The 19708-nt window shown below is 57.8% G+C and carries 15 protein-coding genes and 1 pseudogene; 7 read left to right on the forward strand and 9 right to left on the reverse strand.

Features of this window, described 5'->3' with window-relative positions; translation table 11 throughout:
- Positions 1–452 precede the first annotated feature (452 nt).
- The 7 genes from BMY03_RS07760 to BMY03_RS07790 all read left to right on the forward strand — a co-directional run bounded on the left by BMY03_RS07760 (position 453) and on the right by BMY03_RS07790 (position 8894).
- The gene (locus BMY03_RS07760) at positions 453–1547 is read left to right on the forward strand and encodes a nucleotidyltransferase family protein (RefSeq protein ID WP_094010718.1); all 1095 of its coding nucleotides are present in this window, start codon (positions 453–455) and stop codon (positions 1545–1547) included.
- Between the two features lie 57 nt (positions 1548–1604).
- The gene (locus tag BMY03_RS07765) at positions 1605–2099 is read left to right on the forward strand and encodes a hypothetical protein (protein ID WP_143067532.1); all 495 of its coding nucleotides are present in this window, start codon (positions 1605–1607) and stop codon (positions 2097–2099) included.
- 127 nt (positions 2100–2226) lie between these two features.
- Positions 2227–3786 (forward strand): glycosyltransferase family protein, encoded by a 1560-nt coding sequence (locus BMY03_RS07770; RefSeq protein WP_094010720.1) that lies wholly within the window; start codon positions 2227–2229, stop codon positions 3784–3786.
- Complete coding sequence (locus BMY03_RS07775; RefSeq protein ID WP_094010721.1) at positions 3783–4634, forward strand: ABC transporter permease; 852 nt, start codon at positions 3783–3785, stop codon at positions 4632–4634. Before BMY03_RS07770 ends, BMY03_RS07775 begins: the two co-directional genes overlap by 4 nt.
- The gene (locus tag BMY03_RS07780) at positions 4631–6025 is read left to right on the forward strand and encodes an ABC transporter ATP-binding protein (protein WP_094010722.1); all 1395 of its coding nucleotides are present in this window, start codon (positions 4631–4633) and stop codon (positions 6023–6025) included. Before BMY03_RS07775 ends, BMY03_RS07780 begins: the two co-directional genes overlap by 4 nt.
- The gene (locus BMY03_RS07785; protein WP_143067533.1) at positions 5980–7209 is read left to right on the forward strand and encodes a hypothetical protein; all 1230 of its coding nucleotides are present in this window, start codon (positions 5980–5982) and stop codon (positions 7207–7209) included. The genes BMY03_RS07780 and BMY03_RS07785 overlap by 46 nt, the downstream gene beginning before the upstream one ends.
- Positions 7206–8894 carry a right-handed parallel beta-helix repeat-containing protein gene (locus BMY03_RS07790; RefSeq protein WP_094010724.1) on the forward strand — a complete coding sequence of 563 codons (1689 nt, stop codon included), beginning with the start codon at positions 7206–7208 and terminating at the stop codon, positions 8892–8894. Before BMY03_RS07785 ends, BMY03_RS07790 begins: the two co-directional genes overlap by 4 nt.
- A gap of 52 nt (positions 8895–8946) precedes the next feature.
- Here BMY03_RS07790 and BMY03_RS07795 read toward each other — a convergent pair whose 3' ends face one another.
- The 9 genes and pseudogenes from BMY03_RS07795 to serC all read right to left on the reverse strand — a co-directional run bounded on the left by BMY03_RS07795 (position 8947) and on the right by serC (position 19650).
- Positions 8947–9924, reverse strand: coding sequence for a glycosyltransferase family 2 protein (locus BMY03_RS07795; protein WP_201754966.1), 978 nt, complete (start codon positions 9922–9924; stop codon positions 8947–8949).
- A 526-nt stretch (positions 9925–10450) separates the two neighbouring features.
- On the reverse strand, positions 10451–10693 hold the full coding sequence (locus BMY03_RS07800; RefSeq protein ID WP_094010726.1) for a lipopolysaccharide assembly protein LapA domain-containing protein: 243 nt from the start codon (positions 10691–10693) through the stop codon (positions 10451–10453).
- A gap of 35 nt (positions 10694–10728) precedes the next feature.
- A complete protein-coding gene (gene ihfB, locus BMY03_RS07805; RefSeq protein ID WP_094010727.1) occupies positions 10729–11007 on the reverse strand; it encodes an integration host factor subunit beta in 279 nt (92 codons plus the stop codon).
- Between the two features lie 316 nt (positions 11008–11323).
- A pseudogene (locus BMY03_RS07810) lies at positions 11324–12541 on the reverse strand (IS3 family transposase).
- A 110-nt stretch (positions 12542–12651) separates the two neighbouring features.
- On the reverse strand, positions 12652–14328 hold the full coding sequence (rpsA, locus tag BMY03_RS07815) for a 30S ribosomal protein S1 (protein ID WP_023630827.1): 1677 nt from the start codon (positions 14326–14328) through the stop codon (positions 12652–12654).
- Between the two features lie 123 nt (positions 14329–14451).
- A complete protein-coding gene (cmk, locus tag BMY03_RS07820; RefSeq protein ID WP_023630826.1) occupies positions 14452–15138 on the reverse strand; it encodes a (d)CMP kinase in 687 nt (228 codons plus the stop codon).
- On the reverse strand, positions 15135–17375 hold the full coding sequence (locus tag BMY03_RS07825) for a bifunctional prephenate dehydrogenase/3-phosphoshikimate 1-carboxyvinyltransferase (RefSeq protein ID WP_094010728.1): 2241 nt from the start codon (positions 17373–17375) through the stop codon (positions 15135–15137). Before BMY03_RS07825 ends, cmk begins: the two co-directional genes overlap by 4 nt.
- Before the next feature lie 95 nt (positions 17376–17470).
- Positions 17471–18565: a prephenate dehydratase gene (gene pheA / locus BMY03_RS07830; protein ID WP_094010729.1), complete on the reverse strand. Its 1095-nt coding sequence runs from the start codon at positions 18563–18565 to the stop codon at positions 17471–17473.
- A complete protein-coding gene (gene serC / locus BMY03_RS07835) occupies positions 18565–19650 on the reverse strand; it encodes a 3-phosphoserine/phosphohydroxythreonine transaminase (protein ID WP_094010761.1) in 1086 nt (361 codons plus the stop codon). The genes pheA and serC overlap by 1 nt, the downstream gene beginning before the upstream one ends.
- Positions 19651–19708 lie beyond the last annotated feature (58 nt).

Below are 19708 nucleotides of genomic sequence, written 5' to 3' on the forward strand. Positions count from 1 at the left end.
TTTCCTCGCCCCCATAATCGGCAACCTTGTCACGAAGTAGGTAGCGCACGGGTAGCCGACAATTCAATGCAGCATTCCTTTCCGACCAAAGGCAAAGGATATTTCCTACACCCCTAAAGCACAAAGCCTACAGAAATTCTCGACTAGAAACGATAATGCTCACCCCTGCAGGGACGATGACGCAAAACACATTGCACACGCAGGACAATCAAGATCACCCGATCAGCGCAACATCGACAAGATGGCAATTAGTCATCATCAGTCACGGCAAACGACCGACCCCGGACCTCTGGCGGACGCCTTGGGTATAGATCCTCCCGAGAAAATGATGGACAATCGCCGACCGCTTTCAGGCGCTTCAACCCGACACCCGCCGGCAAGTACTTTTTTCGGCCGTTACCCAGCAACGGACAGAATAACGCCCAGGCTCCGCTCAGATAGGAAATCACTTAATGACAAAGTGGACCAATACCATTGTTGCCTCCAACCATTCCCTTCGCGATGCAATTAGCCGGATCGACGCGGGCGGGTTGCAGATGGCGCTAGTGCTCGATGAGGAGCGGCGGCTGCTCGGCACCCTGAGCGATGGTGATGTGCGTCGGGCCATCTTGCAGAATGTCGATCTGGATACGCCTGTGCGCAACGTGGTCAACCAGTCCCCTGTCACCGCACACGTCTCCGCCTCACGCGCCGAGCAACTCGGCCTGATGCGACGCAAGACATTGAACCATCTGCCGCTACTGGATGACGAAAAGCGCGTGGTGGGGATGTCCACTCTCAATGACCTGGCCGGCATCACCGAGCGCCCCAACTGGGTCGTACTCATGGCAGGAGGGCTGGGTCAACGCCTGCGACCATTGACGGAAAACTGCCCGAAGCCGATGTTGACCATCGCCGGAAAACCGATTCTCGAATGCATTCTTGAAAATTTCATAGAACAAGGATTTAGACGGTTTTATATTTCGGTCAATTATTTGGCCGACATGGTCCGCGATCATTTCGGCGATGGCAGCAAATGGGGTGTACAAATTCGTTATCTTGCCGAAACCAAGCGCCTGGGCACTGCCGGAGCCCTGTCCCTGCTCCCGGAAAAGCCCGTGGATCCAGTGCTGGTGATGAACGGCGACCTGCTGACCCGCGCACGATTCGACTCGCTCCTCGAATACCACATCGAACATGATGCGCAAGCAACTATGACCGTTCGTGAGTATGACTTCCAGGTACCCTACGGCGTGGTGAAGATGAACGGCTCGAGCATCGCCGCACTGGATGAGAAGCCGGTGCACAGTTTCTATGTGAACGCGGGTATTTACGTCATCGCGCCAGGCGCGGTGGAACAGATTCCAAGCGACACCTATTACGACATGCCCAGCCTTTTCGAACACCTGATCGAGAAAGAGCATTCCACCGCAGCGTTCCCGCTGCGTGAATACTGGCTCGATATAGGACGACTGGAAGAGTTCGAACGTGCACAGCATGAGTGGCCTTCCCAGGGGCATCTCAACAAGCCGCACTTCACTCCCGCCGGCGCCCTGGAGTCGATCTGAGGCAGTTCTGCAGACAACCACGTGGTCCGAGCGAGGCAAAGCCAGCACGCCTCACACATGCACTTTCGCTGGAAACGCTTCAACCTCGTCGGTCAACAGTACTTTGACACCAAGCAAATCGAGATAGAAGGAAGCAATCCGATGGTAAACATTCTTCGTATAGCTGCAGTCTCCACCCTCACCTGCGCGCTGCTCAGCGGCTGTGACCAGTCCGCACCACCAGCACAGAACAACGCGATAGGCCGCCCTGCGGCCACGCAGAACACCACCGCTGAAGTCAAGTCCCAGGAAGCTCTCGGCCTGGCCCTGTCGTCGCCAGAAGCTGCCGCCCAGATTGCCGCCAAGTATCCTGAGGCCGTCGCCCAGGCGACCCTCAGGGCTTCCGAACAGGCACTGGCTGACTTCAAGGCCTCCCCCGAGTCCGCCAAGGTGAATCTGGCGGCTTATGCGCAACTGGCTACCGCTGCAGCCAGCGCAGCCCCTGATTCGAAGACGGTGCAAGACGCCGCAAGCAAGACCCGGGAATTCAAGGACAAAGCCGAGCGCATGTAACGCCACGCCCGTGATAGCCGGACGCCAGCGCTGACCTCATCGCTCGATGTCTTCAGCGCCGGCGCAATCGGGTTGGCGACCCGCAAACTCTCGATGGAGCAATGAATATGCAATATAGAGGTCAGGCATGACAGCTGGCAGCCCGTCGGGCAAAAGCATTCTCTTCGTTATAAACGAAGCAGGTGAGTTCGTTGAGCTCCGCCGTGTCGCACTCGCAGCAAAACAGGCGGGATATTCGATCAACTTTCTGTTTGCCAGCGCATCCTATGTGAACCTCAGACAGGATCGCGCCTTCTGTCGCCTCAACGGCTTCAATGATTTTTTCCCTGGACGCTCGCTGCGCCGCTCGCACCTCTCCAGGCAATACGCCAGCATCTCCCAGGACCTCGACAACGGTTACGCGCCTCACTCACTGAAAAATGCCACACGACCACGCATCAGCAAGCTGGCGATGTGGAGCGCACTCATCCTGTCTTCAATCAGCAGCCCGATCATCAGACTGAGCTCCAAGCTCAATGCGGCAGCGAATGCTCGCAAGGAGCGCCGCTCCAATCTGTTTCAGCCGTTCAACTACGCGCGCAATGTCTACAACAAGATCCGCCCCTCGCTGGTCGTGTTCGGCCAGGAATTCCCCGGATCGATCAATTCGTTGCTCACTCGCATGTGCAACAACGACAAAGTACCGACATTGATCATCCCCTTTGCCGTCGGCACCACCAAGGAAATGGTCGAAAGCCTCTCCGACAAGCCGGCCTACGACAGCGACCAGAACCTACTCAACCGAACGGCGGCAAAGCTGTTCCCGCACTGGGTGAACTACTACGCCGACAAGAAGCTGCTGCGCCTCCCTGGCGACAAGATCATTTTGCTCGAGGCATGCGGCCTGGCCCCGGAACACCCGTGGATCCCGAACAACAGCAAGGTCACCCGAATCGCGGTTGAAAGCCCGGAAATGCTGCGCTACTACCAACGCATGCAGTTCCCCGCATCGCAACTTAGCCTGACCGGCGCCGCGTACGACGACATTCTCTACAATGCACGCCACTCCGAAACAGCTCGCGACAAAGTGCTCCGTCGACTGCGCCTGGACAACAACAAGCCCTTGCTGGTGTGCGCTTGGCCGACGGACCAGTACGGTTCGCGCAATCTGCCCATGGAGTTCCCCAACTACAAGGCACTTTGCAACGCTTGGGCCAAGGCACTTGCCGTCGTGCACCGCTTCACGGACTTCAACGTCATCATTCGCCCTCACCCGGTCACCGACCCGGAGCTACTGATGGAAGTTCTGCGTCCTCACCGCCTCCATCATCGCGTGACCGATATCGACACCCTAGAACTTGTCCCGGCCTGCGACCTCTTCGTCGCCTGCGTGTCCTCGACACTGAGGTGGGCCACCGCCTGCGGCATCCCGGCCATCAACTACGACTGTTACGATTACGGTTACACCGACTTCGACAGCGCTGGCGGCCTGATCACGACCAACCGCTACAGCGCGTTCGTGCAGGCGATCGAGTCCATGACAGACAACAAGGAAGCCTACCAGGCTGCCCGCGCCCAGCAGCAGGCTTGCGCCAAGGAATGGGGACTTCAGGATGGTGACTCGATGAAGCGTATCATTACCCTGATCGGCGAACTGGCCCCCTCCTCCACGCCCCTCACCCCATCGACCCAAGACAACCGCCCATGAGTAAATCAGGAAAAAACCGGATCCCGCTCAAGGAGACGGTGGTCAGTAATAACAGCCAGTTCAATCTGCTCGGCCTGCTCAAGAATCTCTGGGAATTTCGCCTACTGCTCTGGGTGTTCTGCAAGCGCGATCTCAAGGGACGCTACACTCAGACAATCTTCGGCCTGGGCTGGGTCATACTGACACCGCTGATCACCGTAGGCGTATTCGTCATCGTCTTCGGTGTCATGGTGAAGGTCCCCACCGATGGCTTGCCCACCATCATGTTCTACCTGGTGGCGGTGATCCCCTGGTACGCCTTCATGAACGTGCTGAACCCCTCGGTCCAGATGATCGAAGGCAACGCAGGCCTGATCAGCAAGGTTTACTTCCCGCGGCTGCTGATCGGTGGCTCCTACGCTGTCGGCGCGGCGGTGGACTTCCTGATCGCCTATACCCTGCTCATCACCCCGTTCGCCATCGCCTACAATGTCTGGACGCCACAGCTGCTGTTGATCATGCCATTGCTGTTGCTCTGCACACTGATGACAGGCTTGGGGGTAGGCTTGATTCTAGCCCCCCTTAACGCGAAGTACCGTGACGTCAAGCATCTGGTACCCCTGGCCTTGCAATTGTTCTATTACTCGACGCCAGCCATCTACCCAGTTTCGGCAGTCCCGCCGTGGGCCAAGCCGTGGTACTCCGTCAATCCCCTGTCGCTGGTCATTTCCAGCTATCGAGACGCCATGCACGGACACTGGCCGTCGAGCAGCACCCTCTTCACGCTGATCACCATTGCCGTGGTGTGCTTCACCGCCGGCGTCCTGATTTTCCAGCATTTTGACAAGAACGTGGTGGACACCCTATGAGCTGGGCGATTCGTTGCGAAGAACTTTCCAAGCTCTACAAGATTGGAAAATCCAATGTCACCGCCGCTGAAATGGTCAATGAGCAAATCCGCTGGATGCTCGGCCGGCTGGCGCGCCCCCTGCGCAAGACTCAGTCAGCACTGCCGACACCGACGACCAACCACCACACGATTCTCGACGAACTGCAGACACAGGATGCGCCGGACAACCATTTCTGGTCCTTGAGGGATATCAACCTCGAGGTCGAACAAGGTGACCGCGTTGGAATCATAGGCCCGAACGGTTGCGGCAAGAGCACGCTTCTGAAAATCCTTTCACGGATTACCTCCCCCTCGTCGGGACTGTTCCGATTCAAGGGTCGGCTAGTCAGCCTTCTCGAGATTGGCACGGGCTTCCACGGGGACCTTTCCGGGCGGGAGAACATTTTCCTGAATGGCTCGATCATGGGCATGAAGCCCAAGGAAATCAGCCGTCGCCTCGAAGAAATCATCGAGTTCTCAGAGCTGGGCGAACTGATCGACACCCCGGTTAAACGCTATTCATCAGGCATGTACGTGCGTCTGGCGTTTTCTGTGGCAGCGCATCTCGAGTCCGAAATCCTGATCGTTGACGAAGTCCTGGCAGTAGGGGATGCCGCCTTTCAACGACGTTGCGCCGACAAGATGCTGCAGGTGGCCGACGAGGGGCGAACGCTGCTGTTCGTCAGTCATGACATGGACGCCGTGAACCGCATCTGCAACCGCGCAGTGCACATGTCGCACGGCAGGATTATCGAAGACAGCCGGATCACCCAGCCACAGCAAACCGCAGTGCACTCCGCAAGCGTATCTGACATCACACGCTCCTACATTCGCTCCGGCATCCGCCTGCAGCAAGAGATCGTATGGCCTGCCAACGATGCACCTGTATTCGACGATTGCGTGACATTGAATGCCGTGCGTCTAGTCGATGAACAGGGAACAGTCCGCAATGAGTTCGACGTCAAGGAAGACATCATTGTCGAAGTGGTATTCTCGGTCAAAGAAGAGAAATGGCCGATCAATGTTCATATCCATCTCAAGGACCTGGCAGGACACTACCTGCTAGTGTCGATGGACAATTCCAGGATCGACTGTGGCAAGCGCCGGCCAGGTCGATATGTCGAACGTTGCCGGATCGCCGCTCCCTTGTTGAACGCGGGAGACTTCAAGATCGACGTCGAACTGTGGCCGGGTGCAGAAGTCGATCATCGGATACTGCAGCCTTCCATTTTGAGCTTCACAGTCTCCGACGATAGCCACCCTTCTGGCGTTCGAGGCAACTGGCCAAACGCCTGGCCTGGCTGCCTGCTGCGCCCCGAACTGCAATGGGACGTTCAAACGCCAGCGCCGCAGCGCTCGTCTCTGCCATGAATCCCGACGGGGCATCTCCAGCGATCGTGACGGACCAGGAAGCCCTGGTCCTTGTATCATTCGCGCACCAGCTCGTGCATGCTATGTGTGCAGTGGAACTTGACCGAAAGCTAAACGGTTTTTCCACGACCGGCCGTGTAATAGTGGCCGTCTGGTCCTACCAGACGGCCCACCACCAGCAGAACTCTACGACCCGGGCACTGTTCGAATCAATCATTCGCGCGTACCCATTCGCCGAACTGTTGTTCTTCTCGCTGAAAGAGCGCAAGGGGCCGCTGTCTCCCTACCGCAGGATCATGCAGCGCAGCCTGTGGCTCAGGCAGCGGCTTGGCTCGATCAGGATTGCCCATCCAGACTTTTTCTATGCACACGATGCCAGCGCGGACCATACCGCGCAGGCATTCATGCAGGCGCTGCAAGAGACACGGAACATCTGCTACGGCGATGCGCCCGGATTCCTTTATCCAGGCCTGCGCCCGCCCCGACAATCCTTGACGCTCAGCCTGTCCAGCCTGAAAAACATGTTGTGGCAGAGCCGCATGAGCCAGGTTCATGATTGGTACAGTGCGACTCACGCCTATGCAGCCGTTGATTTCAACGAGCGCGAGAAAGATCAAGCGTTACCAGAGCTGACACCGATTCCCCCTGATCTCCTCATACAGCACATTACCCAGCTGAGAGAGGTCCTTCCAGCGATAGCCGACTTCGAACACGTCGTGCTGGCAAAACAGCGCAGGCCCTCCACGGTGCTGTTATTGAGCAACTTTTCCAAAAGCCGCCTTATGAGCCAGCGCAACGAAGTCTTGCTCTATCAGCGAATCTGCAATGAAAACATCACACCCGGAGCGCGCATACTCATAAAGAAACACCCCGGGACCACCCAGTGTTTCATGACGAGCCTTCTCCGCAGCCTAGATAACTTCCAAGTCGAGGTATTTCCCCAACACCTAGAAGACCTTCCCATCGAGTTATTCACGGAAATCAGCACGCACACGCTGGTTCTGTCTGTATCTTCGGCATCGGCGCTGTTCAGTCTGATGCCGGAAAGCAAGGTAATCCATGCTTTGAAACAGAAACATATCTGTAAGCTGTTTTACCCAACACAACAGAACTATATGCTCGCAGCCAACAATAAAATCCTGATCCATGCCAAAACTGTCCGTCCTCAAACCTTAAGTACATGATCACTAAAGACCGAACCAGATATCCGCTCGTTGCTTTTTTTGCCACGACCCTGACAGCCTTGTTGTCGACCGCTACGCAAGCGGCGCCGGCTTATCAGATCGACACCCTTCCGATCGATATCACCAAACCAGGCACTTACAAACTCAGCAAATCCCTCAGCGCAACTGGGAATGCGATTCAAATCCTGAGTGACGACGTCGAGATCGATCTCGCGGGATACAGCATCACTGGCCCGGCCGATGACAAAGTGGAGACACTGGGCATCTACTCGTTTGGAAATAACCACATCACCGTCAGAAATGGCTCGATCAACGGCTTCACTTACGGTATCTATGTTTCCGCTCTGGTCGACAGCCTGCAGTCGTCGGGCGATCTGAACAGTGGCAGACACCGAATCGAACAGATGAGGGTCCGCGGAAGCACCTTCAGAGGCATTCGCGTAGAAGGGAACAACTCGGTTGTTGCAGACAACCAGGTTGCCGACATTGGCGGCACCACGCTCATCCCCAATGCCTACAGCATCGGTATCGAAGCCTACGGACCGAATATAAAGATCCGGAATAACATAGTCGAGGAAGTCAGGGGCAGCGGTACCAGGGATATTGGCGAAGGGGTCGGCATCTCCCTCACCCACTTCAACGAGGACAGCATTATCGAAGGCAATGCCATCTACAATCGTGAAGCGGAACTGGAGCCCGGCCTCCAGGCCTGGGAGACGCGCTCACGCTCAACCTACGGAATCTGGGTTGGCGGAGACGGGGTGGACGGAATCGTTGTAAAAAACAATTTCGTGATGAACTACAGGATCGGCATCACCTTCAAGCGCAGTGAAGCAGGTGCTTTCGCCAATAATCACGTGACTCATGCGTTCATCCCGTACTACCTCCCTGCCAACGAAAAATTCGAGCGCGTCCAGGACCTTGGGGGAAACACATCCGACCAATCGCGCAGTACCTTGCTCTTCGGTCGTGCCACCCCGGGCCAGATCGAATTAGTCGAGCCACCGAAATCTACCTACCTGGCACCTCTGCATCGCTTGTCGAAACCGTACTTCCTCGCTGTGGCCAACCCCAGCAAAAATGATGATCGAATCGAAGCCAGGGGTCTGGCCAACATGGTCGACTACTGGCATCCAGACTTCGAGACCGGCACAGCTGAAGGCGTCCGGGTGGACCTTTCCCAAGGGAAAGCCAGCGGCTGCTGCGGTAACGATGAGCTGATCGGGATTCAAGGGGCACAAGGAACTCCCTACGATGACATTCTGATCGGCAATGACCAGGACAACTTGCTCGCGGGCGGGGAAGGAAATGACGTCCTGAAAGGAAAAGACGGCAATGACTATCTGTTCGGCGACGCCGGCAACGACCAGCTATTTGGTGATGCAGGCAATGATGTGTTGGATGGAGGAGCAGGTGATGATGATCTCTGGGGCGGCCCTGGCAGCGATATATTCGTATTCTGGGCGCAAACCGAGGTCGGAAATGACACGATTCACGACTTCGCGGGCATCAATAGCGACAAGGACAAGCTCGATATTGCCGGACGCTTCTTCAACTTCGAAGAAGTGATGAGCGTAACCCGGCAAGCAGGTAGGGATACCGTCATTCAGCTGAATGACAATGAGTCCATCACCTTGAAGAACTACAAGATGAAGGACCTCGCGACCGAAGACTTCATGTTCTGACAATACGAGAGGGATTAGGCAGGATGCCTTACCCCTTCGTTCCCGCCGTCATTCAGACCCGCCCCAACAGAGCTGCCAAGAACAAACCGGCATTACCAATGAAAGTCTGCCTGTAGACACCCGACTGCTTGAGTTTCAATAAACGAAAAAAAACCGAAGCACGTCGCGCCTCGGCAAATTGCCTAAGAATACTCTGATTTTCTGGAGTAAAGTTGTGACTGACAAGTTTCATAGCTTCGATATTCAAATCCATCCAGGACTTAAAGCGTCCCTTCAGCAACTGTCGTACCCGTTTCAGGTTGGGTAAAACCCCTGAATTGGAACCAACACAATTCTGCCCATGCTGCCGATACAGCACAGAAGGTTCTGAATCATATAATACCACGCCACCGCAGCCGGTAACTATCATATAGGCCCACCAGTCATGGGAAACGATCGTTGCGTTATTACCAGCTTCGCGCAGCAACTTCATCAATGCGTCGTTAAACACCATGGTATTTCCACCGGCAATATTTTGAACGAGTGCATTTCTGAAGCAGGCAGACCGTGAGTAAACGGGAGAGAAGCCTAGATGTTTTCCATCCTGGTCCACCAACTCGGTCCTTGCACAGTACAGTGCGGGCACACCTTCTGGGACTGAAGACAACCTGGTAACGGCCCGGGCGAGCTTCTCCGGGTGCCAGATATCATCCTGATCGCACCAGGCATAGTAGTCAGCCTTTATATCATCTCGACAACTAATCGACAGAAAATTCTGTGCAAAGCCTTGGCCCGGACCAGCGAAGCGATCAACGCGGCGGGAGCGAAATTCGTCGCCATATTTATCGAGCAACTCTTGCGTAGAATCTTTAGAACCGTCATCGGAAACATATACTCGGAAATTTCCATGACTCTGCGAGAAAATTGAGTCCAGCTGCTCCTTCAGGTAGCGTTCACCGTTATAACTGCATAAAAGCACTGCAACGCTACCTGCTTGCTGCTGATTGCTATTAACAAATTTCACGGTTGTAATTTTCGAATAGCTGTTCAAGATAGGTTGTCCTCCTCATTCGCCACCTCACACGTCAAAAATGCGAGACAAACCAGCTATTGTATATACTAAAATTCCATTTTAGCATTTCTTTTAAATTTCGCAGAGACTCAATGGCAATTAAAATCAAGGCAATATAGTGGCACTTATCCATGTCGAATTTGAGAAAGCCTCTTATTCAACTGTATTCGAAAATAATCCCATAAATCCTTTTCGCCATTAGAGAGCGCGCCTCATCTACCGGATCATCGGGTGGACGCACCCGCCTACTAACTTCTGACCCTAGCACACTCAATAAGTGCCTGCGTCGGCGAGACGATGCACCTTTAGCAGGATGGAAGGGCACGGGATACGGCAACGAGGGCCGCCTACGTGCCTCAATGATGCCTTCACAGTCCTGCCGGGATTCGAACTAAGATGATGCACCAAAAATGATCGTGACGACGGTAAGGAGATCAACCACCCGGTGCAGGGAGCTTCGATCAACCGGGTTCGGCAAGGGCAGTCGATGGGGCCAGCAAGTCGCTCAGCGGAGAGAGTCTCGACCGGGTGCCCTATTGCGCAGCCTGACGATTGCGCTCAACACCGGCCCAACCAGCAGACCCACGAACAACGCTATTAAAATCAGCAGAGCAACGGGAACCGAGGGCGAGGTCCAACCGAACAGAATCAAGGATACCGCTTGCTGGTTCTCCAGGAAGAAGAACAATACCAGCACTATGAGGGCTAGGATGAAGAAGGCCAATAAGGCGCGCCGTAGACTTCGCATTGCGTTTTCTCTATCGATTAGTGCTGGACATGGTCTTATTCGTTGACCCTGTCCCGCAACTCCTTACCGGGCTTGAAATGAGGAACGAACTTGCCGTCCAGGCTGACCGACTGACCGGTCTTGGGATTGCGGCCTACACGGGGCGCGCGATAGTGCAGGGAAAAGCTGCCAAAGCCACGGATCTCGATACGATCCCCGGTCGCCAGGCACTGCGACATCTGCTCAAGCATGGTCTTGATGGCCAGCTCGACGTCCTTGGACGAGAGCAGCCCCTGATGGGTGACAATACGTTCGATCAGCTCCGACTTCGTCATATTTTTCCCTTCGTTATCAAGCAGCTAGATCATTGCTTAATCAGTTTGTAGCACGCTCCGGCGGATTTGAACAGGGTGGTTCTTGACTAAACAAAAAAATTCAAGATAAGGCGCAGCACGGGCTATCCCCCCACACGAACGCGAGCGCACTGCGACGCAACTTTACAGGCGAGTGGTAAAGCCTACGGCCCACACATCGCCCACGAGCACAGAAATATCTACAAACCCTGTAGGAACAAGCTATTTTGGCTCCTCCAGGCAAATCACTGTCTAGTCCTGAAATAGGTTTACACCCGTTCAGGTAGGCCGACAGGCCTCAAAACGCCCGATGCACCGCATCGGGCGTTTTGTTTTTCAGGGCCATATGGGGCCGTTCTGTGTTGTAGATCTGCACTGCCTCATCAACCATCTTCCTCGCCTGCTCACGATCTTCAGGGCTCCTCGACAGCAGCTCCGTCTTGAGGATTCCGTTGATTCGCTCGGCCAGCGCGTTCTGGTAGCAGTCATACCCATCGGTCATGGAGCACTGAACGCCGTGCCGTTGATGCAGTGACTGGTATAGCGCCGAGCAGTATTGGATGTCTCGATCCGAATGGTGGACTAATGGCTGGCGATGACGTCGCTTCCGTAATGCCTGCTTGAAAGCTTGCGCCACCGACTCGGCATGCAGGCTTTCATGGACGTGGTGGCCAACGATTTTCCTAGCGTACGCATCCGTTACCAGGCTCAGATACAGCGGGCCGTTACGTGCGGGCAGATAAGTAATGTCGGCCACCCAGACGTGCTCTGGCCTTGTCGGTACGACTTGGCTTGGACCGGGCTTAAGTAAGCTGGGATGACGGTAAAAGCGATGAAAGCTCTGTGTTGTCTTGTGATACGCCCGCTTAGACAGTACTAGCAAGCGGCGCTCACCCAAGACCTGGAAAAGCCTGTCTCGGCCCACCTGGACTCGTCTGTCAGGTTGGCAATGCAGCAAATAGTGCAGCTGCGTGTCCCCAGACGAGACTGACGCATCCGGATTTGCTGTACGAACTCAATCACTCGATCCGTCTGGCGCTTTTTGTCATCAGCGGCCTGGTTGCGCTTGTAGTAAGCCTGTCGACTGATGCCTAGAAACTGACAAGCCCTGGCAATGCTCAGTCCTGCAACTTGACCTTGCGTGAGGACTTGCCGGATCGCTTCTTTACGACCGATACACCGTATTCATTTTTTAGAACATCAACGACCGTCTCAAAGAACTGAGCCTTCTGGCTCATCAGCTCAAGCTGCTGCTCAAGTTCTTTGATTCGCTGCTCTGGAGTGAGCGTTTTGGGGTCAGACATCGCGCAGCTCCTCTCGTCGCGGATCGAGGCCCCTGGCTCCAATCCTGCCGACCGTGCTTAAGCAACCATACCAGAACCGTAGATTTTCCTTGGATGCCGTACCGCTCCCGGGCCTGGGTGCAGGTCAGCTCGCCTTTTTCGATCTGATCGACTACTGCCAATTTAGAAGACAGCGAGTAATCACGCTGTGTGCGCTTTACACCTTGATCCATCTGACTCTCCGGAAATTCGGGATGGGAGGTGTAAACCTTATTCAGGACGGGACACACAGGCACAAAAAAGGGCGACCCGAGGGTCGCCCTTTTTACCGATCAAACAGAACTCAGTTCTGCTTGGCCATAGCTTCGCGCAGCAGCGCGGCCATGGTGGTGTCGGCAGCCGCTTCCGGAGCGTTTTTCAGGCTCTGGATGGCTTCGCGCTCTTCAGCATCGTCCTTCGACTTGATGGACAGGCTGATGACGCGGGACTTGCGGTCGACGCTGATGATCTTGGCTTCGATCTCTTCGCCTTCCTTCAGCACGTTACGAGCGTCTTCAACGCGGTCACGGCTGATTTCGGAAGCTTTCAGAGTAGCTTCGATGTCGTCGGCCAGGGTCACGATAGCGCCCTTGGCATCAACTTCCTTGACGATACCTTTGACGATAGCGCCCTTGTCGTTGATCGAAACGAAGTTGGAGAACGGATCGTCTTCCAGCTGCTTGATGCCCAGGGAGATGCGCTCGCGCTCTGGGTCAACCGACAGGATGACGGTTTCCAGCTCGTCGCCCTTCTTGAAGCGACGCACGGCTTCTTCGCCGGCTTCGTTCCAGGAGATGTCGGACAGGTGAACCAGACCGTCGATGCCGCCGTCCAGGCCGATGAAGATACCGAAGTCGGTGATCGACTTAATGGTACCGGTGATCTTGTCACCCTTGTTGAACTGGCCGGAGAAGTCTTCCCATGGGTTGGACTTGCACTGCTTGATGCCCAGGGAGATACGACGACGCTCTTCGTCGATGTCCAGAACCATGACTTCCACTTCGTCGCCAACCTGAACGACTTTCGACGGGTGGATGTTCTTGTTGGTCCAGTCCATTTCGGAAACGTGTACCAGACCTTCAACGCCTTCTTCCAGCTCAGCGAAGCAGCCGTAGTCGGTCAGGTTGGTAACGCGAGCAGTCACGCGGGTGCTCTCTGGGTAACGGGCTTTGATAGCAACCCATGGGTCTTCGCCCAGTTGCTTCAGGCCCAGCGAAACGCGGTTGCGCTCACGATCGTACTTCAGGACCTTGACGTCGATCTCGTCACCAACGTTGACGATCTCGGACGGGTGCTTGATACGCTTCCAGGCCATGTCGGTGATGTGCAGCAGACCATCGACGCCGCCCAGGTCAACGAACGCACCGTAGTCGGTGAGGTTCTTGACGATACCTTTGACCTGCTGGCCTTCCTGCAGCGATTCCAGCAGAGCTTCGCGCTCGGCGCTGTTTTCGGCCTCCAGGACGCTGCGACGGGAAACGACAACGTTGTTGCGCTTCTGGTCCAGCTTGATGACCTTGAATTCCAGCTCTTTGCCTTCGAGGTGGGTGGTGTCGCGCACTGGGCGGACATCAACCAGGGAGCCCGGCAGGAACGCACGGATGCCGTTAACGTCGACAGTGAAGCCGCCTTTAACCTTACCGTTGATAACGCCCTTGACCACTTCTTCGGCAGCGAAAGCAGCTTCCAGAACAATCCAGCACTCGGCGCGCTTGGCTTTTTCACGGGACAGCTTGGTTTCGCCGAAGCCGTCTTCGACCGCGTCCAGCGCAACGTGAACTTCGTCACCGACCTTGATGGTCAGTTCGCCGGTTTCGTTGTAGAACTGCTCGAGCGGGATGACACCCTCGGACTTCAGGCCAGCGTGTACGGTAACCCAGTCGCCGTCGATGTCGACAACGATACCGGTGATGATTGCACCCGGCTGAAGATTGAGGGTTTTCAGGCTTTCTTCAAAGAGTTCTGCAAAGCTTTCGCTCATTTTAATTCCTGTAGATTCGGGCGAAAAAGACGCCCATAGCCACATTCCAGACAATGTGGGTTTCGTTAAGTTAAGGAGCGCTGGCAGGACGTTGACTGGTGCCCCTGCCGGCCCTCCTCTCCATCAGGCCAGGTCGCGCAGGGCGAGCTCGCTTCTGATGCGTTGCAGCACCTGCTCGATGGACAACTCCGTGGAATCCAGCTGGATTGCATCGGCCGCCGGCTTGAGCGGGGCCACTGCACGCTGGGTGTCGCGCTCATCACGCGCACGGATCTCATCTAGCAGACTCGACAGACTAACATCTTCGCCCTTGCCCTTCAACTGCAGGTAACGGCGACGGGCACGCTCCTCGGCACTGGCGGTAAGGAACACCTTCAACGGCGCGTCCGGGAATACCACAGTGCCCATGTCGCGACCGTCGGCAATCAGCCCGGGGGCTTCACGGAAAGCACGCTGGCGCTGCAGCAGCGCCTCGCGCACCGCCGGCAGCGAGGCGACCATCGAGGCCCCGGCACCGACTGTCTCGGTGCGAATGGCATTGCTGACATCCTCACCCTCGAGAATGATCTGCTGCAGCTTGCCCGGCTCCGCCGCAACGAACTGCACGTCCAGATGCGCGGCCAGCGCCTTGAGCAGCTCTTCGTTGGTCAGGTCGACGCCATGGTTAGTGGCGTTGAACGCCAGCAGGCGGTACAGGGCACCGGAATCGAGCAGGCGCCAGCCCAGCTCGCGGGCCAGCAGGCCCGCCACGGTACCCTTGCCCGAGCCGCTCGGCCCGTCGATGGTGATGACCGGTGCTTGCAAATTCACGACTTGCCCTCTTCGGCGACGCGGATGCCGACTTCCTTGCACAGCGCCAGGAAGTTGGGGAACGACGTGGCGACGTTGGCGCAGTCATGGATCACGATCGGCGCGCTGGCGCGCAGCGAGGCGATGCTGAAGGCCATGGCGATGCGATGGTCGCCGTGGCCGTGCACTTCGCCGCCGCCGATCTGGCCGCCATCGATGATGATGCCGTCCGGGGTCGGCTCACACTTCACGCCCAGGGCGATCAGGCCGTCAGCCATCACCTGGATGCGGTCCGACTCCTTGACCCGCAGCTCTTCGGCGCCACGCAGCACGGTACGCCCTTCGGCGCAGGCGGCAGCGACAAACAGCACCGGGAACTCGTCGATGGCCAGCGGCACCAGCTCTTGCGGGATGTCGATGCCCTTGAGCTTGGCGCCACGCACGCGCAGGTCGGCCACCGGCTCGCCGCCGACTTCACGCTGGTTTTCCAAGGTGATGTCGCCGCCCATCAGGCGCAGGATGTCGATAACGCCGGTGCGGGTCGGGTTGATGCCAACGTGCTCCAGGACCAGTTCGGAACCCTCGGCGATGGACGCCGCCACCAGAAAGAACGCCGAGGAGGAAATATCCGCCGGCACTTCGATGCGGGTGGCCTTGAGTTTGCCACCGGACTGCAGGGAGGCCACTGGACCGTTCGACTCGACCGCGTAGCCGAAGCCGCGCAGCATGCGCTCGGTGTGGTCACGGGTAGGCGCAGGCTCGGTGACGGTGGTGGTGCCTTCGGCGTACAGGCCGGCCAGCAGCAGGCAGGACTTGACCTGGGCACTGGCCATCGGCAGCGTGTAGTTCAGCGCCTTGAGCTTGTGCCCACCGCGGATGGTCAACGGCGGACGACCTTCAGGGCCGGTCTCGACCACAGCACCCATTTCACGCAGCGGATTGGCCACGCGATTCATCGGGCGCTTGGACAGCGAGGCGTCGCCGGTCATGGTGGTGTCGAACGACTGCGCTGCCAGCAGGCCGGACAGCAGGCGCATCGAGGTGCCGGAGTTACCCACGTACAGCGGGCCGGGCGGCGGCTTCAGGCCATGCAGGCCAACACCGTGAATGGTCACGCGACCATGGTGCGGCCCTTCGATGACCACGCCCATGTCGCGGAAGGCCTGCAAGGTCGCCAGGGCGTCTTCACCCTCGAGGAAACCTTCGACCTCGGTCGTGCCCTCGGCCAGCGAGCCGAGCATGATCGAGCGGTGGGAAATCGATTTGTCGCCAGGTACGCGGATCCGTCCGGACACGCGGCCACCCGGTTGGGCCAGGAAAATCAGATCGTTGGCGTTCATAGCGTCCACATAGGCCCGACGGGCAAGGATTTTACTGAAATGCTCGCGGGCAACCCGGGCGCGGGTGAACACGCCCAGCAGTTGGTGCCCGTCCCCAGCATCGACCGCGTCGCGCAGAGCGTCGAGGTCGCTGCGAAATGTATCGAGAGTGCGCAGGACCGCCTCGCGGTTGGCGAGGAAGATGTCATGCCACATGATTGGGTCGCTGCCGGCGATTCTCGTGAAATCGCGGAAGCCTCCCGCAGCGTACCGGAAGATCTCCAGGTTTTCATTGCGCTTGGCCAGCGAGTCGACCAGGCCGAAGGCCAGCAGGTGCGGCAGGTGGCTGGTGGCGGCCAGCACTTCGTCATGGCGCTCCACCGACATGTGCTCGACATCGGCATCCAGCGCTCGCCAGAGGCGATCAACCAGGGCGAGCGCGCCCGGCTCGGTTTCCGCCAGCGGAGTGAGGATCACCTTGTGCCGACGGAACAACGCCGCATTGGAGGCCTCCACCCCACTCTGCTCGGACCCGGCGATCGGGTGCCCCGGCACGAATCGCGGCAGGCGCTCGGCAAACGCCTCGCGCGCGGCACGCACCACATTGCCCTTGGCACTGCCCACGTCGGTGATCACCGCATTACCCAGGTCGAGCTGGGCCAGGCGAGCCAGGACTTTCTCCATCGCCAGGATCGGCACAGCCAACTGGATGACGTCGGCGCCAACACAAGCGGCCGCAAGGTCTGCCTCGCAGCGATCGACCACGCCCAGCGCCACGGCTTGTTTGCGCGACTCGGCGTCGAGGTCGACGCCGACCACTTCGCGGCACAGGCCACTTTCGCGCAGGCCCTTGGCGAAGGAGCCTCCGATCAGACCGAGGCCGACCACGACCAGGCGACCGACAACCGGTGCGGATTTGTTTGTTACAGCATCAACCACGAGTGCAAACCCTGTTCAGAAATCAAGACAGCCTGTAAGTCCATCGCGGGACAAGCCCACTCCCACGAGACCCGCGATGAACCTTGAAACATACGTCAGAGCACCGCTTTCGGATAAGAGCCCAACACCTTCAGCGCCACAGCCTCCTGGCTGATCTGCTCCAGCACCGCCTTGATCAGCGGATCACGGTGATGGCCGACAAAGTCGATGAAGAACACGTAGGTCCACTTGCCGCTGCGCGACGGACGGGTCTCGATGCGCGTCAGGTCGATGCCGTTTTCGTGGAACGGCACCAGCAGCTCATGCAGAGCACCCGGTTTGTTGCTCATGGAGACGATGATCGAAGTCTTGTCATCGCCGGTCGGCGGCACTTCCTGGTTACCGATCATGAGGAAACGCGTGGAGTTGTCCGGGCGGTCCTCGATCTTTTCGGCCAGACGGGTCAAACCATACAAGTTGGCCGCCATGTCACCGGCAATCGCCGCCGAGTTCCACTCGCCCTTGACCCGCTTGGCCGCCTCGGCGTTGCTCGACACAGCCACGCGCTCGACGTTCGGGTAGTGGGCGTCCAGCCACTTGCGGCACTGGGCCAGCGACTGGGCGTGGGAGTAGATGCGGGTGATGCTGTCGGTCTTGGTGTTCTCGCCCACCAGCAGGTGATGGTGGATACGCAGCTCGACCTCGCCGCAGATCACCATGTCATGCTCGAGGAAGCTGTCCAGCGTGTGGCTGACGGCGCCCTCGGTGGAGTTCTCCACCGGCACCACGCCAAAATTGACCGCACCGGCCGCCACCTCGCGGAACACCTCGTCGATGGCCGCCATCGGGCGGCTCACCACGGCATGACCGAAGTGCTTCATGGCCGCCGCCTGGGTGAAGGTCCCCTCAGGACCGAGGTAGGCCACTTTCAGCGGCTCTTCGAGCGCCAGGCAGGAAGACATGATCTCGCGGAACAGCCGCGCCATCTCTTCGTTATCCAGCGGTCCCTGGTTACGCTGCATGACGCGCTTGAGTACCGCGGCCTCGCGCTCGGGACGGTAGAACACCGGTGCCTCGCCTTCCGGCAACGATGCAGTCTTGACCTTGGCCACTTCCTGGGCGCAACGGGCGCGTTCGCTGATCAGCTCGAGGATCTTCTCGTCGAGGCTGTCGATGCGCACGCGCAGGGCCTTGAGCTCCTGATCGGACATCAGCCGTGCTCCTTCTCGAATTCACCCATGTACTGCACCAGCGCCTCGACAGCCTCCAGGCCCAGGGCGTTGTAGATCGAGGCACGCATGCCACCGACCGAACGATGACCCTTGAGGTTGAGCAGGCCACGGGCATCGGCACCGGCCAGGAAGGCCTTGTCCAGACGTTCGTCGGCCAGACGGAACGGCACGTTCATCCACGAGCGGGCGTTGACGCTGATCGGGTTGGTGTAGAACTCGCTGGCATCGATGAAGCCGTAAAGGCGCTCTTTCTTGGCGCGGTTGCGCTGCTCCATTGCCTCGACGCCACCCTGCTCCTTGAGCCACTCGAACACCAGGCCCGAGAGGTACCAGGAATAGGTGGCCGGAGTGTTGTACATCGAGCCGTTGTCGGCCGACACCTTGTAGTCGAGCATGGTTGGGCAGCTGCTGCGAGCGCGACCCAGCAGGTCTTCGCGCACGATTACCACCACCAGGCCGCTCGGGCCGATGTTCTTCTGCGCGCCGGCATAAATCAGGCCGTACTGCGACACGTCGATCGGGCGCGACAGGATGTCCGAGGACATGTCGACCACCAGCGGGACGTCACCGGTTTCGGGCACCCAGTCGAACTGCAGGCCACCAATGGTCTCGTTGGACGCATAGTGAACATACGCGGCGTTGCGGGTCAACTGCCACTCGTTCTGGCCCGGGATGGCCAGGTAGTCGTAGGGCTTGGCGCTGGCAGCAACGTTGACAGTGCCGAAGCGGCGCGCTTCCTCGATGGCCTTCTTCGACCAGATACCGGTCTCGACGTAGTCGGCGGTGCCGTTTTCTGGCAGCAGGTTCAGCGGAATCTCGGCGAACTGCTGGCTGGCGCCGCCCTGCAGGAACAGCACCTTGTAGTTGGAGGGGACGGACAGCAGGTCGCGCAGGTCCTGCTCGGCCTTTTCGGCGATGGCCACATAGTCGTCGCTGCGATGGCTCATTTCCATCACCGACAGACCCTTGCCGCGCCAGTCCAGCATCTCGGCCTGGGCGCGCTGCAGCACGGCATCAGGAAGCGCGGCAGGGCCTGCGCAGAAGTTAAAGGCTCGTTTGCTCACATCCACTCTCGCTCTGCCAAATAGAACAAAATCGTAATTCGCTGCCGACCAGTCAAGA

Source organism: Pseudomonas soli, assembly GCF_900110655.1.
In the GTDB taxonomy this organism is placed as follows: domain Bacteria; phylum Pseudomonadota; class Gammaproteobacteria; order Pseudomonadales; family Pseudomonadaceae; genus Aquipseudomonas; species Aquipseudomonas soli.